This is a genomic window from Nocardia tenerifensis NBRC 101015 (assembly GCF_000308715.1).
Classification (GTDB): Bacteria; Actinomycetota; Actinomycetes; order Mycobacteriales; family Mycobacteriaceae; genus Nocardia; species Nocardia tenerifensis.
The window spans coordinates 1-18,600 of sequence record NZ_BAGH01000259.1; the positions used below are offsets into that span (position 1 = coordinate 1).

Below are 18,600 nucleotides of genomic sequence, written 5' to 3' on the forward strand. Positions count from 1 at the left end.
GCGCACCGGCGTGTGGCGCGCGGTCGCGGCGGGTGCGCTGGGGGTCGGTCGACGGGGGTGACGCCGGGTTCGCCGGGCGTAGGACAGCGTGACAGATCGGGCGGCGCAGCGGGGCGTTGCGAGGTCGGTCAGCGGACGGTGGAGGGCTCGGCGGGTTCTCTGTCGACCATGGAGCGGCCGTCGAAGACCGGGTCGGCCGGGGCGTGCAGGAGGTCGAGGACGGTGGGCGTGATGTCGACGAGGGTGTAACGGGAGGTCCGTTCGCCCGGGGTGAAGCCGGGTCCGCGGGCGATGACGAAATTCGTTGTCTCGTCCGGGGTTTGGCCGCCGTGCCCGCCCCTCGGCCGGTGGCCGTGGTCGGCGGTGACCAGGATGGTCCAGCGCTCGGCGGGGTGGGCCTTCGCGCGGGCGTCGACCGCCGCGGTGATGCGGCCGACCTGTTCATCGACGCGTCGGACGGCGTCGAGGTACGCGTCGGAGGCGCCGCCGTCGCGGTGGCCGGCGTGGTCGACCTGGTCGAGGTGGGTGAAGAGGAAGTCGGGGGCGAACTTCGTGATCGCGCCGACCACGGAGGTGGCGGTGGCGGCGTCGGTCTCGGCCTCATCGGGGTCGTCGGGGACGGGTGGAGTGGACAGGACGACGTCGGCGCGCGGATCGCCGCTGCCCGACATGGTGGCGAGTTGGTCCCAGGTCGCGATCGAATGAGTCTTGAGTCCGGGGTCGGCGCGCTCGAGCCGGGTGAACACCGTCGGGTACTTCGCGAACGGCGCGGCGGTGAAATCGTTGTTCTCGATACCGTGTTTGCGGTCCCACACACCGGTCAGCACGGTGGCCCAGGACGGGCCGGAGATGGTGATGTGCGGCGCGATCGAGGAGCGGCTGAGCAGGCCGTCGGCGCTGAGCCGCAACAGGTTCGGGGCGTGGACCTGAAGGACCTTGTCGTACATCAGTCCGTCGAGGCCGATCAGGACCACCTTGTCGGTAGGGGCGTCCGCGTGTGCGCTGCCCGCGGCTATCGACGCGGTAACAGTCAGGGCCGCAAGGGCTTTCGAGAAGAACCCGATGCGTGTCCGCTCGGCGACGCCGCGCCGGTCGAACCGCTGATTCGCTCGCTCGCTCATAGTCCGAACCATGCGGGTCCGGTCGCCCTCGCGGATAGGCTCCCGCGCCACTGTTCATTGACGTTTCATCGGTTGCGCCACCGCCTGTCGCCTCACTGAACGCGAGCCGAACTTTCGATAGCCTCGAGCTATCCACACAGCTCAACCGCGAGTAGCGGGCGGGTGAACGCCGTATTGCGGTTGACACCCCCGCGACGATGTGGCTGTCTGACGCCATGCCAGCCGAGTCCGCGCCGCGGAGCATCCGGATCGCGGCCGTCGCCGACACCCACCTGCGACCCGCCGTCGCGGGTCGGTTCCGGCCCGATTTCCTGCGCCTCGCCGAGCACGCCGACGTGCTGCTGCTGGCGGGCGACCTCACCGAGGGCGGCACGCTCGCCGACGCCGACCTGCTCCGCGCCGAGATCGCCGATCTTCCGGTGCCGGTCGTGGCCGTCCTCGGCAATCACGACCACGATCGCCGGCTCGGCTTCCGAATCTCGGCCCAGCTCAGCGGGATCGGCGTGCACATGCTCGAGGGGACCGCTGTCACACTGGAACTCAATGGAATTCGGCTCGGCGTCGCCGGAGTCATGGGCGGCAGCGGTGGTTTCCCCGGCTACCCTGGCACGCCCGACGAGGGCACAGAAGAACACCGCACTCGGATGCGCCGCGGCCCCCTGGACGCCGAACTGCTCCGTCAGTCCCTCGACACGCTGGACACCGACGTGCGAGTCGCCCTCATGCACTTCTCCCCCGTCATCGACACCCTCGCCGGCGAGCCACCCCGCATCTACCCCGGCCTCGGGTGCCATGCCCTCGGCGAGGCCGTCGACGCGGGCCGCGCTGCCCTGGCGGTGCACGGCCATGCGCACGGGGTACCGAATTCGGTTGCACCGCAGGCGGAGTCCCTGCCCGCAATGTCTCATACCCGGTCATCGGTCGCCCGTATGCCATCTACACCCTCGCCGCGGCACAAGCGAGGTCGGCCTGAACCGACACCACACGCTGGCAGCCAGGGTGGGGCCGCCGCACACCTCTGATCTCCCGCACCCCGCGTGCGTATATCCAGAAGAGGTGCGGACTTCGGTTACTCGATGCCACCGAATTCGGTTGCGGCGCAGGAAGTTGCATGTCCTCAGTCTCATACCCGGTGATCGGTTGCGCGTGTACCCACGCACCGGAGCAAGCGGGGGTGAACCGAGCCGCGCGCCTGCGCCGCCGGGGTAGATCGGTACCGTCGCCGCATGACCGTTATCCGCTCGCTACTGCTGTTCGCCCTGGCCGCTGTCGCTGAGATCGGCGGGGCGTGGCTGGTGTGGCAAGGGTGGCGGGAGCACCGTGGCGTGCTGTGGATCGCGGCGGGCGTTGTGGCACTCGGGGCGTACGGGTTCGTCGCCACCTTTCAGCCCGACCCCAATTTCGGCCGCATTCTCGCCGCGTACGGTGGCGTGTTCGTCGCGGGCTCGCTCGCCTGGGGCATGCTCGTCGACAAGTTCCGGCCCGACCGGTGGGACTACCTCGGGGCGGCGGTCTGCCTGGTCGGCGTCGTGATCATCATGTACGCGCCTCGGCGCTGAATCGGTCGATGCCCCTCTGCGGCAGCGACTTTCGGACCCGACGCGTGAATTCGGGATGGCTCGGGCGGTGTTCGGCGTTACCTACAGCGCAGTCCGTCGAACAACCTTGCGAGGAGCCACCGTGGCACACGATATCCAGCCCAACGCCGACACCCAGCGCGCCAAGGCGGCCGCGTTCCGGGCATTGCACGAGCAAGGCGTGTTCGTGCTGCCGAACGCCTGGGACGCCGTCAGCGCCGCGGTGATCGCGCGGGCGGGCGCACCCGCCATCGCGACCACCAGCGCCGGTGTCGCCTGGTCGCTGGGCGCGGGCGACGGGCAGCAGCTCACCAGGGACGACAACATCGGCGTGATCCGCAGAATCGCCGCGACGGTCGACGTGCCGGTGACCGCGGACGTCGAAGGCGGCTACGGCCCCGCGCCCGAGGACGTCGCGACCACCATCATCGCCGCGATCGGCGCGGGCGCCGTCGGCGTGAACCTGGAGGACTCGACGGCCCCCGGCGGACCGCTGTTCGACACCGCCGCCCACGCCGACCGCCTCCGCGCGGCCCGCACCGCCGCCGAACAGGCCGGCCTGCCCGAACTGGTGATCAACGCCAGGACCGACGTGTATCTGTTCGGCGTCGGCGCGCCGGAGGCCCGCCTCGACGAGGTGCTCACCAGGGCCGCCGCCTACGCCGCGGCCGGCGCCGACAGCCTCTTCGTCCCCGGGCTGCTCGACCTGCCCACCCTGACCGACCTCGTCACCAAGTCTCCCCTGCCGATCAACGTAATGACCGGCCACGGCGGCCCCACCGTGGCCGAACTCGCGGCCACGGGCGTCCGCCGCGTCAGCGTCGGCTCCGGCGTAGCGCAAGCGGCCTACCGCCTCGCCGAAGCCGCGGCCACCGAACTGCTGGAGCACGGCACCTACACCACGCTGGCGAACACCCTCGACTTCGGCGGGCTGCAATCGCTTTTCCCCCGCCGGTAACGCATCGGAGGTGCGGTAAGCCCCGGTGGTGGCGAACACCGCACCTCTGGCTCCCCGCACCCCAGCGAGTATTAAAACGATTGCGGCTCAGCGTTCTTCAGCCACCCGGCACCGAACAACACCGACGCCGAGCGCCCGTCGCCTTCACGCGACGGCGCACGGCGGACCGGGTGGCCACACCTCTTCCGACTCCCCGCACTGACGCCAAAAGGCCTGCCGTCCAGTGGCTTTGGTTACTCCGCGTCGAAGGCCCACACTGTTGCGGGGCGGCCGGTGGCTTTTACGCGGCGGCGCTCGGGGGTGCGGGTGAGGCCGGGGAGGGTGGCCAGGGTGCGGTTGAGGTTCGCGGGGTCGGGGCGGGTGCCCGCAAGGGAGGTGGTGGCGGTTACCGCTCGGGTGGCGGGGAATTCGTCGGTGAGCAGGGCTCGGGTGAAGGGGAGGTTTTTCCAGAGGAGGCCGGCCAGGAGGGCGCGGGAGGTTTCGATGATGCGGTTGTGATCGAAGGCCAGCTCGGGGACCTCATCGAAGCCGACCCACTGCGCGGGCCCCTCGTGCGGGCCGACCACCGCCCACATGGCGATCGAGAGGGTCGGTCCGCGCGGGTCACGGTTCGGTTCGTCGAAGGTGACCAGCTGCCCCACCGCGCCGATCGCTGCCTCGGGCACCCCGAGCTTCGTGTGCACCGCCCGCCGCGCCGCCGCCACCAGCCGCTCGCCCCGCCCGAGCAGCACACCGGGCAGCGCCAACTGCCCGGTGAACGGCGCCACCGCCCGGGGCGCGATCCCCACGCACACCCCCGCGTCGTCGCCCCAGAACCGCAACGCCACCACATCCACCGAAACCACGGATTGCTCCACGCGTCCCAATCCTGCCGCACCACCCCACCCCGCCTTTGACCACCCTCGATGCCCACCGAAAGCCATCGCCGCCAACCGCGAGACCCTGGGCCCCTGCCCAATCCTGCCGCTGCCCCGAGCAGTAACCGGCCGCCTTCGACGCCCGCGGAGTGCCACCGCCGACAAGTCGTCACCGACACCGCGCGTCAAGTGACGTCCTGCCGCTGGCCGAGCAGGACGGGCGCGAGCCGTCCGCGCCGCTGTGCGAAGTGCGCGCAGACGTGCTCGACGCGATGTCCCGGTTCGACAGGGTGGCCTTCGACCTGCGAGTTCAAGCTGCGGCGGCTGTTGACGCCAGCGCACGGTGAGAGCGGCTGGGGCCGTTGGAGGTCAGCACCACGGGCAGGTCGAGTTCTCTCGCCAGCCACGGCGCAACGTGGTCCGGGATCTCGGTGAGGACCGGGCGGGCGGTGGTCAGCACATCGGTGAGGTGTTGCTGGTGGGTGAGGTCTTGCCATGTACCCGGGGGTAGGTGATCGACGATGCCGTCGGGGGTTTCGTAACCCGTTGCCGCGTAACGCGTTCCCGGAGCATCGAGGTGGGTCAGCGCCAGACCGTCGATGCCGCCGGATACCGCGACGGCGTAGCGGAGCAGGATGGGGTCGAGGTGTCCGAGGCGGAACGGTCCCTGGTAGCGGCCGGTGGCGTTGTGCGGCTCGGGGAGAGCGAGGGTTGGGTTCTCGGTGGGTAGCGGGCCCGCGCCGTGGCGGGTCATATAGGTGCGGGTGACGCCGAGAACGTAAGCCTCGCCGCCTATTTCGGTGATCATGGCGCGGGCGTTGCGCGGCTCCACCGTGGACCACGTGGTGTGCGGATGAAAACCGCGCCACTCGTCGAGCAGAACACCCTGTGCCCCTTCGAAGATCAGGCGTCCGCGTCGGGCGAACAGCTCGAGCTGGTCGCCGCCGACGATGCGGACGGCGGCCGCGAACTCCCGATACATCTCGACCAGGTCATCGATCGGCTCGTAGCGGTGTTCACTCGGCGCGATCAGGGCACCGTAGTGCGCGGCAAGCGACTGGAGCTTGTCGCGAAGCATCTTGGGGCGCAGGCAATCCGAGACCGTGGGCGCGTCGTGCGCCAGCGCGTACCAGGCCGTCTCGCCGATCCCTCGCCCGCACGAACCGTGCCGCGAGGAACCCCTCGCGTCCTCGCGGGCACGGTTGGCGGCGATGTGGATCGGCGTGGTGAGCGGCGCCCGCCCGTCGATGTGCAACAGCGCCAACGGATTCGGCACGCCGAGCGCCGCCAGCCGCCGCGCCTCCCCCGCCAGCGCGATCGGCTCGACCAGCATGTGCCGCGACAGCAGCGTCGGCACCCCCGAGAAGGTCCCGGAGCCGAACTGCGCGAACGTGTGATGCCGCCCCTCGGCGATCACGTTGTGCGCCGCCTGCGCGCCACCGTTGAACCGCACCACGGCCGAGACCCCGAGCCCCGCGGCCTCCGAGCACAACCAATCGACCGTCGCCCCTTTCCCGGCATCGCCGAAGCCGAGATCGACCACCACGATGTGCGACCGAAACATGCTGCGCTCCTCCTCATTCGATAGACCCGGCACCTGAATCCGCTTACGGCGCCGAGCAAGGCTCACGTATCAACCGCGCCCTCTGGGCAGAGCACGCATCCGCGAACGGCTCACGCCCAACGCCTTACCGACCGCCGCCGCCTCGGCCCCCGAGCCCACATCCCGCAGATCCGCGAGACCGGAATCGACGTCGACGCGCCCCTCCTCCAATCCGACGGTCAGCGCGATGAGTTCGCACACGGCAGCCGGGTCGTCGAGCTTCAGGAACCCCTGCCCGAGCATCCCGCGCCAGTGGTCCGCGATCTCCGGATCGTCGTAGTAGCTCGACTGATTCGGCAGGATGTAGTACACATGCCAGCGCTCGGCGAGCTCGCGATAGATCGACTCCACCGCGACATCGCGCCGCACACTGTCCCCGATGACGCCCCGAATGTGCCGCGACGCGAGCCTCGGCTTGTTCAACTCATCGCCGATCAGGAACAGATACCCCTTCTTGCCCCGCTTCTCCCACGCGTCGGTGACGATGTGCGTGGCCATGAAATAGGCGGCCAGCTCGTAACTTTCGGACTTCTGCCCGCCCCCGCCGCCCTCCAGCAGTATGGCGCGCAACTGCTCGTCCATCCGGTTGTCCGACTCGAACTGCCCCACCTGCAACGGAACTCGGTCACAGTCCGCGTCGCCGATCGCGCCGAACAGAATCTGCGGATCGTCCGCATACCCCTTGCGCCGCAACAACCCGTGCAACTTGCCGAGTTTCTGCTGCATGATCCGCGGCACCCGCCCCATTGATCCGGTGACGTCGAACAGCACCGCGATGGGCAGCGAGTTCCCGTGGTCGGCCGAGTCCCGGCACTCCCGCGCGGCGACGCCGAACGGATCGAGGGTGGGGTGAGCCTGCCAATCGGCGTACGGCACGGACCGCATCTCGGCGGTGTACCCGAAGTCGTCGAGCCCCCGGCTGGCGCGGAAGGTCTTGGCCGCCTGATAGGCGCTGTCGTCCCAGTTTCCGTATCCCATCTGCACACTTCCTCTCATGAAACTTGTTTTAGTGTAGATGACTAAAACTTCGATCGTCAAGGAACCACCTCGGCCAACGCTTCCGCCTGGCAAGATCTGAGAGGTGGAGCTCCTACAGAGAAATCCAACCGAAGGCATCTACCCCGCGACCGACGACTATGTGCACGCGATGGAGGTCCGAGGCGCCGAGCGACTGCTATTCGTCTCGGGCACAATGGGTCTCGACGCGGACGGCAAGCCCGCCGAGACGCTCACCGAACAACTCGAACTGATCTGGTCGAACCTGCGCACCATCCTGGCCTCGGCCGACATGACCGTCGACAACATCGTCCGCCTCACCAGCTACCTGCGCGACGCCTCCGACGCGGAGGCCAACGCCGCCGCCCGAACGGCGGCCCTGGGCGGGCGCGCCGTGCCGACCACAGCACTGGTGGTGCAGACCCTCGACAGCGACTGGCTGGTCGAGATCGAGGTCGTCGCCGCGGGCTGAGGAGAAAATCGCGCGCCCCGGCATCCACGTCGACCTAAGATCGCGGCCATGGACGAGATTTCCCGGAAGCCGGCCGTGCTCGCGGTCGAGGCCGCCCTGCGCGCCGCCGGCGTGACGCCGCGGGTACGGGTGCTGCCCGATACCGCGCCGACCGCGGCCGCGGCGGCCGAGCAACTCGGCTGCCCCGTCGCCGCGATCGCGAACAGCCTCGTCTTCGACGCGGAGGGCACTCCTCTGCTGGTCCTCACCAGCGGCGCGCATCAAGTGGACACGGGAAAGGTCGCCGCGCACCTCGGCCTCGCGAAACTGTCGCGTGCCACCGCCGCGTTCGTGCGCGCGCACACCGGCCAGCCCATCGGCGGCGTTGCCCCGCTCGGCCACCCGACGCCGATCCGGACGCTGATCGATGAGACGCTGGCCGATCACGCCGAGATCTGGGCCGCCGCCGGACACCCACATACGGTGTTCCCCACCACTTTTCGAGAACTGACGGCGGCCACCGGCGCCGAGGCCGTCGCCGTCAACTGACGGTCGGCGCCATGCGGTCGCCGACGAGCATCGTGCCCGGACCGCGGTGCCCGCCCGGCCCCTGGTGAAACCGCACATTGTCCGCGGACATCGGCGCTCCGCACTCCCGGCACACCACCACGCCCGCGGTCGCCTTGCCGCACTCGTCGTGCACGACCACTGCGGGCGGCCCCTCCGGTCCGGCGAGCCAGGTGTCCCCCCAGGCGATGAGCATCGTCAGCACCGGATACAGGTCGCGCCCCCGATCGGTGAGCAGATACTCGTGCCGGACCGGATTCGATTGGTACGCACGGGTTTCCACGATGCCGTGCGCCCGCAGCGTCTCCAGTCGCGCGGCGAGCACGTTCGAGGCGATGCCGAGATCGCGCCGCAGATCCTCGAACCGGGTCAGCCCGACGAACAGGTCGCGCAGGATCAACGGCGTCCACCGCTCGCCGATCGCGTCGAGCGTGCGCGCGATGGAGCAGACGATGTCGGACATTTCAGCCTTGGGCACCCACCCAGCCTAGTCCATTGCTTTTCGCAAGCGACTGGGGCTACGTTCGATGACATGCACACGGTGAACGACGACAAGGCGACCGACGCGGTGGCCAGGTTCCGCGCGGCGACCAGCGCCGCCGACTACGACGCGATGCTGGCCACGCTCACCCCCGACGCCACGCTGATCTCCCCGCTCTCCGGCCGGCTGGTGTTCCGCGGCAAGGACGATCTGCGCGTGCTGCTGACCGCGGCCTACGGCGGACTCTCGCACCTGCGCTGGACCGACCAGATCGGCGAGGGCTCGCGGCGCGTACTGCTGGCCGAGGCCGCCGTCGGACCGTTCCGGCTGACCGAGGCGCTCGTGCTCGAGCTCGCCGAGGACGGCCGCATCCGCGCGCTCAGCCCGCACCTGCGGCCGTGGCTCACGCTCACCGCGCTCGCGGTATGGCTTTCTCCCGCCCTGCTCAGGCACCCCGGCGTGCTGTTCAGGGCCATGCGGAAGGCGCGCACGCCGTAGACTGCGCCCATGGACCCGCTGGCACGGATCCGCGCGATCTGCCTGGACCTACCGGAGTGCACCGAGCGGCTCAGCCACGGGTGCCCGACCTGGTTCGTGCGTCGCAAGACCTCGTTCGTCAAGTACATCGACGGCGGTTACGACGAGCCGGGGCCTACCATCTGGTGTCCCGCCCCCGAGGGTGTGCAGGCCGAACTGGTGGACGCCGAGCCGCAGCGATTCTTCGTGCCCCCGTACGTCGGACACAGCGGTTGGATCGGCGTGCGCCTCGACGTCGACCCCGACTGGGCCGAGCTCGCCGAGATCATTCACGACGCCTACCGCAGGGTGGCCCCGAAAAAGCTTGTGGCCGAACTCGACTGAGCCCGCGACCGTGCACCTCTGTACAAAAGGCAAGTGGCCGAACTCGACTGAGCCCACGACCGTGCACCTCTGTACAAAAAGGTAAGTGGCCGAACTCGACTGAGCCAGCAGCCGTGCACCCCGTACCAAAACGTAAGGGGTGCACGACTCCTCGCTACCGAACCAGCGTCTCGGTCAAACCGTCGGCGGTGAGCTCCAGCCGCCTGGTGAGACCGATGTCGTCGAGGAAGCGCGGGTCGTGGCTGACCACGATCAGCGCGCCCTCGAAACTGGCCAGCGCCTGGGTGAGGTGCGCGAGGCTGGGCAGGTCGAGGTTGTTGGTCGGCTCGTCGAGCAGCAACAACCTCGGGGCGGGGTCGGCGAGCAGCAGCATGGCCAACGCGGCCCTCAGGCGTTCCCCGCCCGAGAGCGCCGAGGCCGCGACGTCGGCGTCCCCGCCGCGAAACAGGAAGCGGGCCAACTGAGCCCGGATCTGCTCCGGCGACGCGTGCGGCGCCGTCGAGGCCACGTTCTCGAACACCGACCGTTGCTCGTCGAAGATGTCGAGGCGCTGCGGCAGCAGCCGCCACGGCACCTTCGGCCCCGCCGCCGCGATCCGGCGCAGCAGCGTGGTCTTGCCGACGCCGTTGCGCCCGGTCAGCGCGATCCGCTCCGGTCCGCTGATCCGCAAGGAAACCGTTGGCCCGCAGGCCAATCGATCCTCGTGCAGCTCGATCACGTCCTGGCCGGGGTAGAGGCGGGTATCGGGCAGCTCCACCCGGATCTCCCGATCGTCGCGCAGCAACTCCTGAGCCTGCTGGAGCTGGTCCTTGGCCGTCTCCAGCTTGTCGATGTGGTTGTTGCGCAACTTGCCCGCCGACACCTGGGCCTGCCGTTTGCGTTCGGACATAATGATTTTCGGTTCACGCTTGGTGTCCCACATCTTCTGCCCGTACCGCTGCCTGCGGTCCAGTTTGATCCTCGTCTCCACGAGTTCTCTTGCCTGCCTGCGCACATCGCTGCGCGCGTCGCGGATCGCCGCCCTGGCCGCTTCCTGCTCGGCCTCGATGATCCGCTCGTACTCGCTGAAATTGCCGCCGAACATGCGTAGTTCGCCCTGTCGCAGCTCCGCGATGGCGCCCATGCGCTCCAGCAGCTCACGGTCGTGGCTGACCGTGACCACGGTGCCGGAGAATTGGGCCACCACCTCGTAAAGCCGTTCGCGGGCAAGGCGATCCAGGTTGTTCGTCGGCTCGTCGAGCAGCAGGATCTCCGGCTCGGCCAGCAGTTCGGCGACCAGGCCGAGCAGCGTGGTCTCGCCGCCGGAGAGGGTCTCCAGCGTGCGATCGAGCTGGTCGGCCGAGTCGGCGACGTAGTGCAGCCCGAGCCGCCCGAGCAGGGCGACCGCCCGCTCCTCGACATCCCAGCGGCTGCCGACGAGGTCGAAGTCGGATTCCTCGGCCGAGCCGGATTCGATGCGGTGCAAGGCTTTCCGGGTCTCCGCGATGCCGAGCACCGCGTCGACCCGCTGCCCCGCGCCGAGACCGAGGTCTTGGCGCAGGTAGCCGAGGTGACCGGTGACCGTGATCGAACCGCGGGTGGGGGTGAGCTCGCCTGCGATCAACCGCAGCAGCGTGGACTTGCCCGCGCCGTTGCTGCCGACCAGGCCGATATGCCCGGGGCCGAGCCCGCCGTCGAGCCCGTCGAAGACGGGGGTGCCGTCCGGCCAGGCGAAGGTGAGATCGGAAAATGACAGATTAGCCATGATGACTCCAGAGGTTGCTACGGATACGCGGCGCGCGACTGCGGACCGCCCGAGGGCTACCTCATGAGATCAACGGCATGACTCCGATCAACGGCAATAAGACCCGTACAGGCTAACCACACCCGCCCGGTGTGTGCCAGTGATATTTGGATCACACGGCCTAACCCGCGCCGATCACCCGCGCGATCTCCGGGGTCAGCGGATACGGCCGTTCGACCGGGAGCGCGCGGGTGGCCGCGTCGAGCCGGCCGTCGGACACCAGCCGCCCGATGCGCCGTGCCTCGTCGGTGATGTCACGGATGCCCGTGATCCACCGGTCGACATACAGCCCGACCGCCGGACCGCCCAGACCGACCTGCAGCGAGCGGTGCGCCAACGGCCGGTGATGCAGGTCGCGCTCCGGATCCCATTGAATGCGAACAGGACTCACGCGCAACCGGTCCATCCACATCTGCCGGTTCGAATACACCTCGGGCACATAATGACTCAGGCAGGACTGCCATAGCGCCCACTCGAAACCGCTGCGGGTGATCGTCACCGCGAGCACCCGCTCCTGGCCGGGCTTGGTGGCCCACCCGCAGCGATACATCATCCATAGGAACGAGGGCTTGATCCACGTCATCCGGTCCCGTTTGAAGGGTTCGACGAAAGTACCTGCGGCGACGGCCGCCTCGGCGATCTCCACCGGGTATGCCTGGTACACAACCACGGTCGCCGTGTCGTAGTCAGCTCTGACCTGCCGCAGTGGCGGCGCAACACTCACGCGGAGATCTTTGCAGTCCGATCGCCGGAGTTTAACGGGATTCGTCCTATCGGGACGAGGCTCCGGAAATCGCGTCGGCGGCACCGCGATCGCGACGGCTCAGCCGTTGGTGAACGTGAGGCTGGTCGCGTCGTAGCGGGTGCCCGCGATCCGCTCGGACGGGGCGGCGGCTTCGATGGCGGCGAGGTCGTCGGCGGACAGCTCGATGTCCAGCGCGGCGAGGTTCTCCTCCAGATACTGCTTGCGCCGGGTGCCGGGGATCGGGACCACGTCGTCGCCGCGGTGCTGGACCCACGCGAGGGCGAGCTGGCCGGCGGTGACGCCCTTCGCCGAGGCGAGTTCGTTCAGCCGCTCGACGATCGCCAGGTTCTGCTCGAGATTGCCGTCGGCGAAACGCGGCTGGGTGCGGCGAACATCGTTGTCGGCCAAGGCTTCTACCGAGTTGTAGCGGCCGGTCAAGAAGCCGCGGCCGAGCGGGGCGAACGGGACGAGGCCGATGCCGAGTTCGCGGCACACGGGCGCGGTCTCGGCCTCCAGATCGCGGGTCCACAGCGACCATTCGCTCTGCAGCGCGGCGATCGGATGCACGGCGTGGGCGCGGCGGATCGTCCGCGCGCTCGCCTCCGACAGCCCGAGATGCCGAACCTTGCCCGCCCGTACCAGCTCCGCCATCGCCCCCACGGTCTCCTCGATCGGCACCTGCGGATCGACCCGATGCTGATAGTAGAGATCGATGTGGTCGACACCGAGCCTGCGCAGCGACGCGTCACACGCCTGCCGCACATACTCCGCGTCCCCCCGAATCCGGGTCGGCTCGCCGAGCCGGTTCGCAAACCCGAACTTCGTCGCGAGCACCACCTCGTCCCGCCGCCCCGCGATGGCCCGCCCGATCAACTCCTCGTTGTGCCCGAACCCATAGAAGTCCGCGGTGTCCAGCAGAGTGACCCCGAGATCCAGGGCGTGCCGCAGCGTCTCGATCGACTGCGCGTCGTCCGCCGCGCCATACCCATGACTCATCCCCATACACCCCAACCCCTGCGCGGAAACCGCGAGTTCACCAAGGTGCCGAGTGGGAATCGTGCTCATCCTGTGCCTCCTGAGATCGACTTTCGACTGCCCCGGCAACGCTAAAAGTTGGAGTGCACTCCATGTCAAACACTCCGTCAGGGCACCTCCACAAGCCCGGCTCCTCCGCACCACAATGACCAAGCGCTAGCGCCTCAACGCACACCGCGCGCCGAACGGCTACCAGCCCGGGCAGCCATGTTGCTCGATCAAGCCTTCGGCACAGACTCGGTCTGCCGTTCCGCGGTTTCGTGCGGGGTGGTTCTGCTCGTGGGACCGATCGTGCGGGCGACCGCGTTGCGCACGGCCAGGCCGGGGCCCGTGCGGGGCACCATGAGCCGGGAGAGCAGACCGACGCGTCGCTGCCGCGGGCGTATCTCGCGGCGCAGGCGCATCTCGTAGGCGGCGAAGGCGCGGGTGTGATCACCGGGGGTGGCGGCGAGTTCTTCTGCGAGTGCGTACGCGCCCGCCATCGCCATGCTGGACCCGTCGCCCAGCAGGGCTGTCGCTGCCGCCGCGTCCCCGAGCAGCACGATCCGTCCCGAGGACCACGAGGGCATCCGGACAGTGGTCAGGGGGTCGAAGAACGGAGCAGGGTGGTCGAGGTAGGCCCTCACGAATTCCGGTGCCCGCCACCGCACATCCGCGTAGGCGTCGGCCACGGCCTGCTTGTGGAGGGCGATGTTCTTGCGGTCGTATGGCGCCGCTCGCGTGGACCGGAAGGTGAAGCTTGCGAGCGGAGTGGTCCGGGAGGGGTGCACGACCAGCATCCGGTTCGGCACGGTCAGCATCGTCATCTCGCTCGGATCCTCGAGGGCGCCGGGTTCCAGCGGGACGGTGGCGCCGTAGAGGCCCAGGTCGTTCACGAACTTCTGCTCGGGGCCGAACACCAGACGCCGTACGGTGGAGTGCATCCCGTCGGCACCGACGACCACGTCGAAGCGCCGTGGCGCGGACCGCCGGAAGGTGACATCGACCCCACCTTCGTCCTGGTCGAGAGCGGTCACCGTGTCGTCGAACACGAACTCGGCTCCGGCGTGCGCCGACCGGTGGAGTACTTCTGACAGGTCGGTGCGGGTCACCTCGACCGTCGGTGTCCGGTCCGAGGTGAGCGGGAGTTGCAGGATGCGCCGGCCGTCGGGGTCGAGCAGGGTCAGCGATCGAGTGCGGGTGGCGAGTTCGCGGAGCTGCGGGAGAATGCCCATGCGCTCGGCGACCGGTATCGCGGGCCCCTTCACGACGATGGCACTTCCCCCGGAGCGCAGTTGCCGGGCCTGTTCGACGACCGTCGGCCGGAATCCGTTGCGCGCGAGCCAGTATGCGAGGGCGGGCCCTGCAATTCCGGCGCCGACAATCAGCACCTCGGGCTTGTTCATGTCGATGACCTCTCCGAAGTTCGATGATCCGAGACCGGGGCGCGCCTGACCTGCCCGTGGCAGCGGCAGGAACGGAGGCGGCGGAACCGGATCAAGGTACGAAATATTTCGTACCCAGTGGAGCACATCATCGAGGTACGATGCAATACGTACCTGAAAGGAGTACCGCGTGGCTGGGAGGAATCTGGTCGGCCCGGAGGCCGATGCGCTCGATCTGGGTTCGGTATTTCGCGCGCTTGCCGATGCGCACCGCCGGTCGGTGATGACAGCGCTGGCCGCCGACCACGGCGACAGTGAACGGGGCTGCAACTCGTTCGATCTTCCGATCTCGAAACAGACCCAGACCCACCACTTCCGAATCCTGCGTGAGGCGGGTCTCATCGACGAGATCGACTACGGCAACCGCAAGGGAATCCGGCTGCGGCGCAAGGACATCGAGAAGAAGTTTCCCGGACTGCTCGCACTCCTGGAGGCAGAGACCCGGGCCGGTACCACTGCTCACTGAGCGCAACCGAACGCACCCGGACGACGAGTTCGAGCCGGCCGACACGTCTCCTCATGTCACCGGGCGGGCGTTCCGCGGGTCGAATCGTCCACATCCCAATTGAAGACCGAACCGGCCAGCGGGGAGCGACGGAAGATCAACTGGCAGAGCCGGATCGGGACCGGTCGAACGCACCATCATGCCGAGTTCCGGTCATAGCCTGCGGTCCATGGACTGTGGTGTTATGGCTTGGGACAACGCGAATTTGGGGAGGTTGTATGTCGATTGCGGCCATACTCGGCTGGGTTGTGGTGGCTTTGGTCGGTGTGATGACGCCGGGAATCGACACCCTGCTGGTGCTCCGGCATACCATGCTGTGGGGTCGACGCGACGGGTTCATGGTGCTGGTCGGCATAGGCCTCGGCTGCCTGGTGTGGGCGAGCGCCAGCCTCGTGGGTCTGACCGCGCTGCTAGCAGCTTCGACGGTGGGCTACAACGCTGTACGCATCGCCGGCGCCACATATCTACTGTGCCTCGGCGTTTCAGCACTTCGAAAAACGCTCGGCCGCAACAGCTCACGCGGTGACCGAGACTCCGATACGGCGCCAATCCCGACTGCGCGTGGCGGATACGCCGCATTGCGGGCTGGCGCGCTGACCAATCTCCTCAACCCCAAGGTCGGCGTGTTCTACATCAGTCTGTTGCCGCAGTTCCTGCCGGTAGGGCCGGGCTCTGCCGGGTGGGGAATATTGCTGGTCGCCATCCATTTGGTCGTGACGTTCACGTGGTACCCGATTTTGATTTCGTGGGCGGCGACGGCACGGACCTGGTTGCAACAACAACAGGTGCGGCGTTGGCTCGATCGCGTCACCGCGACAGTCCTTATAGGACTCGGCGTCAAACTCGCTGCTGAAGTCCGATAGCTCGAGCGGGGAAGCGAACGCCCTCTACTGCCGCTGCGCGTGCGTTGGTCGTCTGTCCAGAGCTCGGCCCGTCCTTCGCGGTAGAACCCATCGGCGGACTGCGAACGGTTCGTCGCAAGCAACACCGCGACTCCGGATCTGATCACGAAAAGTGCGTCCGACGCGGCCCAACCTCCGCGCGACCGGCACGGCTCGACCTCCGCCCTACCCGGCGTGGTCCCTCGTCCGCACGGCGCGGCCCGACCTCCGCCCGGCACGAGCCAGCCTGACCTCCGCGCGCCCGGCATGCTTGACCTTCGTCCAACCGACGTGGTCCCTCGTCCGCCTGCCCGGCGCGGTCCAGCCTCCGCGCCCCGGGCCGCTAACCGTCAGACCTTGACGATCGAGGTCAGCGGGTAGTCGCCTTGACGGTCGCGGCCATTCAGAAAGGTCAGTTCCAGGACGACTGCGGCGGCGATTACCTGGGCGCCGACCTGGGTGAACAGGTTGGCGGCGGCGGCTAGGGTGCCGCCCGTGGCGAGGACGTCGTCGAGAAGCAGGACGCGTTTGCCGGCCAGGTCGATGCCGTCGGCGGGGATTTCGAGGGCGGCGGTGCCGTATTCGAGTTCGTACTCGCGGCTGATGACGGGCGGGGGCAGTTTGCCTGCCTTGCGGACGGCGAGGACGCCGGTGCCGAGGCTGGCGGCGACGGCGGCGCCGATCAGGAAACCGCGGGCGTCCACGCCGGCGACGAGGTCGGCATCGGGGCCGCAGGAGGCGAGGCAGTCGACGACGGTGCGAAAACCTTCGGCGTCGGCGAAGACGGGCGTGAGGTCGGCGAAACGCACTCCGGGAGTGGGGAAGTCGTCGCGCCAGCGGGTCAACCGTTCGACCGCCGCGGCGGCCCGGCCGGTCCGATCGGCGGCCAGCTCATCGGATTCGATCGCCGCGTGCTTACTCATCGACACCTCTCCATCATCCCAGCAAAGAGCGCTCGCCCGGGCGAATACCGCCCGAGGTCGCGCCGACAACACCCGTCACCGTTTCAGGACCCAGCGGTCCATGTTCCAACCGGACCCCGCCTGGTTCGGCGCGGCCACTCCGTTCTGCAGACCGCCGCCGAACGCGATGGTGCGCGGGGAGGCGAACAGGGGGATGCTCGGCAACTCCGCCCACAGCAGGTTCTCGGCTTCGGTGAGCAGATTCAGCTGTGTGGTCGAGTTGTCGTCGGCCGCAAGCTGATCGGTGATCGCATCGTAACGGCCGTTGCCGAAGCGTCCGAAATTGAGCCCGCTACCGGTGCGCAACGCACTGGTAGCCGCGACCCCCGACCTCGATCCGGCCGGACCCGGCGCGGATGCCGTGCTACCCAGGACGGCGTCGACTTTGCCCTCGGTGAGCTGGGAAGGCGTGAAATCGGGCGCCCCGGCGTCGACGACGGTGATGCCCGCCGGTTTGCACGCCTCCGTGATCATCGCCACGGTCTGCGCGCGACGCTCGTCGGGGCGAAGATAGCCGATGCGAATGGTCGGGTTGGCCGTCTTGGACGCCGCGACGGCCTGCGTCGCGGCGCCGACGTCGCCGCCGGCGAACTTGCCCGCCGCGCCCGTCACCGATGGATAGAACAGCGAATCCTGCTGCACGATATGGGCGTTCAGCGGCCCCGAGCCCAGCCCGGTCTTCGGCGCGTCGGGCACCTTGCCGAGCTTGTCGAACAGCGCCTGGCGCGGCACGCACAAAGCGAAGGCCCTGCGCAGGTCGGCCGAGCCGAACACTCCCCCGGTCGCGAGCACCAGCTGCTCGACGCCGCGGCCCGGCACGTTCTGCACCCGGAACCCGTCCAAGTTCAGGTCTTTCACCGATCCGGCGCCGATGTCGACCACGCCGGCCGCGCTGTCACCGACCTTCGACTTCAGGTCGATGTTCTTGGGCCACACCATGATCCGGCCGGTGGCGGGCTTGTTGCCCCACCACCGCTCGTTGGCGACGAGCACCAAACCGTCCTTGGCGCTGAAGGATTCGATCCGGTACGGCCCGGACGAGGGGAAGCGGGTCAGATCGAGATTGCCTGCCCCGATGTTCCAGCCGGTGTTCCAGAACTCGGCGACCCGCCCGAGCGCGTTCGGATCGCCGGACTGCAAGGCGGACACCACATTCGGCACGTTCGCGACCCGCGCCGCGACATGCGCGGGCATCAGCTCACCCGCGGTGAACAGATTGCGCCACGCCGAATAGCGCCGGTCGGGCCGGAACACCACGGTGGCGTCGCGCGAACCGGGCTGGCAGTCCACCCGCTCGATATCGGCGTAGCCCGCGGTGCTCGCCGCGTCGAACAGCGGAATCGGCCCTCGCTCACCGGGTTTGGTGAACCGGCCGCTGCGCGAGGCCCAGGCGAGCACCAGGTCGTCGCAGGAGGTGGGCACGCCGTCGGAGTACACGCCGTCCGGGTTGAGCCGGTACTGGATGGTCTGTACGTCGCCGGGCACCTCCTTGGCGGTACCGAAATCGGTGTCGGCGACCTGCTGGCCCTCCGGTCCGGTGTAGAAGAACCCGGTGACCACCCGGCCGAACACCGCGGTCGACCCGGTGCTCGCGCCGAGCGTGCTCCCGCCGTTGTAGGTGGCGATCGTGGCGTCGACGGCGTAGCCGATGGACGGCACCTGGTTCTTGCTCGAGCACCCGGCCGCCAGCCCGGCGGCCAGGGTGCCCGCGGCCAACACTCCGATCAGGCGTACTGCTCGGCTACGTGGCTGTCGCATGAAACCCCTGCCTGTGTCAGTGCCGCCGCTTCTGC

Annotated in this window: 20 protein-coding genes; 9 read left to right on the forward strand and 11 right to left on the reverse strand. The window is 68.7% G+C overall.

The window, feature by feature from the left end; genetic code table 11:
- Window positions 1–128 precede the first annotated feature (128 nt).
- A complete protein-coding gene (locus tag ON39_RS20055) occupies window positions 129–1,121 on the reverse strand; it encodes an alkaline phosphatase family protein (protein ID WP_083894561.1) in 993 nt (330 codons plus the stop codon).
- Window positions 1,122–1,336: 215 nt separating this feature from the next.
- Here ON39_RS20055 and ON39_RS20060 point away from each other — a divergent pair, with 215 nt between their 5' ends.
- From ON39_RS20060 to ON39_RS20070, 3 genes are all read left to right on the forward strand, one after another.
- Window positions 1,337–2,143, forward strand: a complete 807-nt coding sequence (locus tag ON39_RS20060; protein ID WP_246003142.1) for a metallophosphoesterase family protein — start codon at window positions 1,337–1,339, stop codon at window positions 2,141–2,143.
- A gap of 204 nt (window positions 2,144–2,347) precedes the next feature.
- On the forward strand, window positions 2,348–2,680 hold the full coding sequence (locus ON39_RS20065; RefSeq protein ID WP_040736553.1) for a YnfA family protein: 333 nt from the start codon (window positions 2,348–2,350) through the stop codon (window positions 2,678–2,680).
- Between the two features lie 121 nt (window positions 2,681–2,801).
- Window positions 2,802–3,656: an isocitrate lyase/PEP mutase family protein gene (locus ON39_RS20070; RefSeq protein ID WP_218006172.1), complete on the forward strand. Its 855-nt coding sequence runs from the start codon at window positions 2,802–2,804 to the stop codon at window positions 3,654–3,656.
- Window positions 3,657–3,889: 233 nt separating this feature from the next.
- On the opposite strand, the gene ON39_RS20075 is transcribed toward ON39_RS20070, so the two are convergent.
- The 3 genes from ON39_RS20075 to ON39_RS20085 form a co-directional block, all read right to left on the reverse strand.
- Window positions 3,890–4,513, reverse strand: coding sequence for an NUDIX hydrolase (locus ON39_RS20075; protein ID WP_040736555.1), 624 nt, complete (start codon window positions 4,511–4,513; stop codon window positions 3,890–3,892).
- Window positions 4,514–4,823: 310 nt separating this feature from the next.
- The gene (locus ON39_RS20080) at window positions 4,824–6,077 is read right to left on the reverse strand and encodes an adenylosuccinate synthetase (RefSeq protein WP_040736557.1); all 1,254 of its coding nucleotides are present in this window, start codon (window positions 6,075–6,077) and stop codon (window positions 4,824–4,826) included.
- A 69-nt stretch (window positions 6,078–6,146) separates the two neighbouring features.
- Window positions 6,147–7,094, reverse strand: coding sequence for a hypothetical protein (locus tag ON39_RS20085; RefSeq protein WP_040736582.1), 948 nt, complete (start codon window positions 7,092–7,094; stop codon window positions 6,147–6,149).
- A 103-nt stretch (window positions 7,095–7,197) separates the two neighbouring features.
- Between ON39_RS20085 and ON39_RS20090 the strand changes: the two genes are divergently transcribed.
- Together ON39_RS20090 and ON39_RS20095 are read left to right on the forward strand one after the other, a co-directional pair.
- Entirely contained in the window at window positions 7,198–7,584 is a 387-nt protein-coding gene (locus ON39_RS20090; protein WP_040736559.1) for a RidA family protein, read from the forward strand.
- Window positions 7,585–7,632: 48 nt separating this feature from the next.
- Window positions 7,633–8,112 carry a YbaK/EbsC family protein gene (locus tag ON39_RS20095; protein WP_040736560.1) on the forward strand — a complete coding sequence of 160 codons (480 nt, stop codon included), beginning with the start codon at window positions 7,633–7,635 and terminating at the stop codon, window positions 8,110–8,112.
- Here ON39_RS20095 and ON39_RS20100 read toward each other — a convergent pair.
- A complete protein-coding gene (locus ON39_RS20100) occupies window positions 8,105–8,608 on the reverse strand; it encodes a winged helix-turn-helix transcriptional regulator (protein ID WP_246003141.1) in 504 nt (167 codons plus the stop codon). The genes ON39_RS20095 and ON39_RS20100 overlap by 8 nt on opposite strands.
- Before the next feature lie 54 nt (window positions 8,609–8,662).
- Here ON39_RS20100 and ON39_RS20105 point away from each other — a divergent pair, with 54 nt between their 5' ends.
- Together ON39_RS20105 and ON39_RS20110 are read left to right on the forward strand one after the other, a co-directional pair.
- A complete protein-coding gene (locus ON39_RS20105; protein ID WP_051186831.1) occupies window positions 8,663–9,109 on the forward strand; it encodes a nuclear transport factor 2 family protein in 447 nt (148 codons plus the stop codon).
- Window positions 9,110–9,118: 9 nt separating this feature from the next.
- Window positions 9,119–9,472, forward strand: a complete 354-nt coding sequence (locus tag ON39_RS20110) for an MmcQ/YjbR family DNA-binding protein (protein ID WP_040736564.1) — start codon at window positions 9,119–9,121, stop codon at window positions 9,470–9,472.
- 154 nt (window positions 9,473–9,626) lie between these two features.
- Here the strand turns inward: ON39_RS20110 and ON39_RS20115 are convergent, their stop codons facing one another.
- The 4 genes from ON39_RS20115 to ON39_RS20130 form a co-directional block, all read right to left on the reverse strand.
- The gene (locus ON39_RS20115; RefSeq protein ID WP_040736565.1) at window positions 9,627–11,216 is read right to left on the reverse strand and encodes an ABC-F family ATP-binding cassette domain-containing protein; all 1,590 of its coding nucleotides are present in this window, start codon (window positions 11,214–11,216) and stop codon (window positions 9,627–9,629) included.
- A 160-nt stretch (window positions 11,217–11,376) separates the two neighbouring features.
- Window positions 11,377–11,979 carry a DUF4291 domain-containing protein gene (locus tag ON39_RS20120; RefSeq protein ID WP_040736567.1) on the reverse strand — a complete coding sequence of 201 codons (603 nt, stop codon included), beginning with the start codon at window positions 11,977–11,979 and terminating at the stop codon, window positions 11,377–11,379.
- Between the two features lie 99 nt (window positions 11,980–12,078).
- A complete protein-coding gene (locus tag ON39_RS20125; RefSeq protein ID WP_040736568.1) occupies window positions 12,079–13,065 on the reverse strand; it encodes an aldo/keto reductase in 987 nt (328 codons plus the stop codon).
- 188 nt (window positions 13,066–13,253) lie between these two features.
- Window positions 13,254–14,420: an FAD-dependent monooxygenase gene (locus ON39_RS20130; RefSeq protein ID WP_040736570.1), complete on the reverse strand. Its 1,167-nt coding sequence runs from the start codon at window positions 14,418–14,420 to the stop codon at window positions 13,254–13,256.
- 169 nt (window positions 14,421–14,589) lie between these two features.
- On the opposite strand from ON39_RS20130, the gene ON39_RS20135 reads away from it, so the two are divergent.
- Both ON39_RS20135 and ON39_RS20140 read left to right on the forward strand, forming a co-directional pair.
- Window positions 14,590–14,925, forward strand: a complete 336-nt coding sequence (locus ON39_RS20135; protein WP_040736572.1) for an ArsR/SmtB family transcription factor — start codon at window positions 14,590–14,592, stop codon at window positions 14,923–14,925.
- Between the two features lie 257 nt (window positions 14,926–15,182).
- Complete coding sequence (locus ON39_RS20140) at window positions 15,183–15,827, forward strand: LysE family translocator (protein WP_040736573.1); 645 nt, start codon at window positions 15,183–15,185, stop codon at window positions 15,825–15,827.
- A gap of 368 nt (window positions 15,828–16,195) precedes the next feature.
- Here the strand turns inward: ON39_RS20140 and ON39_RS20145 are convergent, their stop codons facing one another.
- A complete protein-coding gene (locus tag ON39_RS20145; RefSeq protein WP_083894564.1) occupies window positions 16,196–16,768 on the reverse strand; it encodes an adenine phosphoribosyltransferase in 573 nt (190 codons plus the stop codon).
- A gap of 75 nt (window positions 16,769–16,843) precedes the next feature.
- On the reverse strand, window positions 16,844–18,565 hold the full coding sequence (locus ON39_RS20150; protein WP_040736576.1) for an ABC transporter substrate-binding protein: 1,722 nt from the start codon (window positions 18,563–18,565) through the stop codon (window positions 16,844–16,846).
- Between the last annotated feature and the right edge of the window lie 35 nt (window positions 18,566–18,600).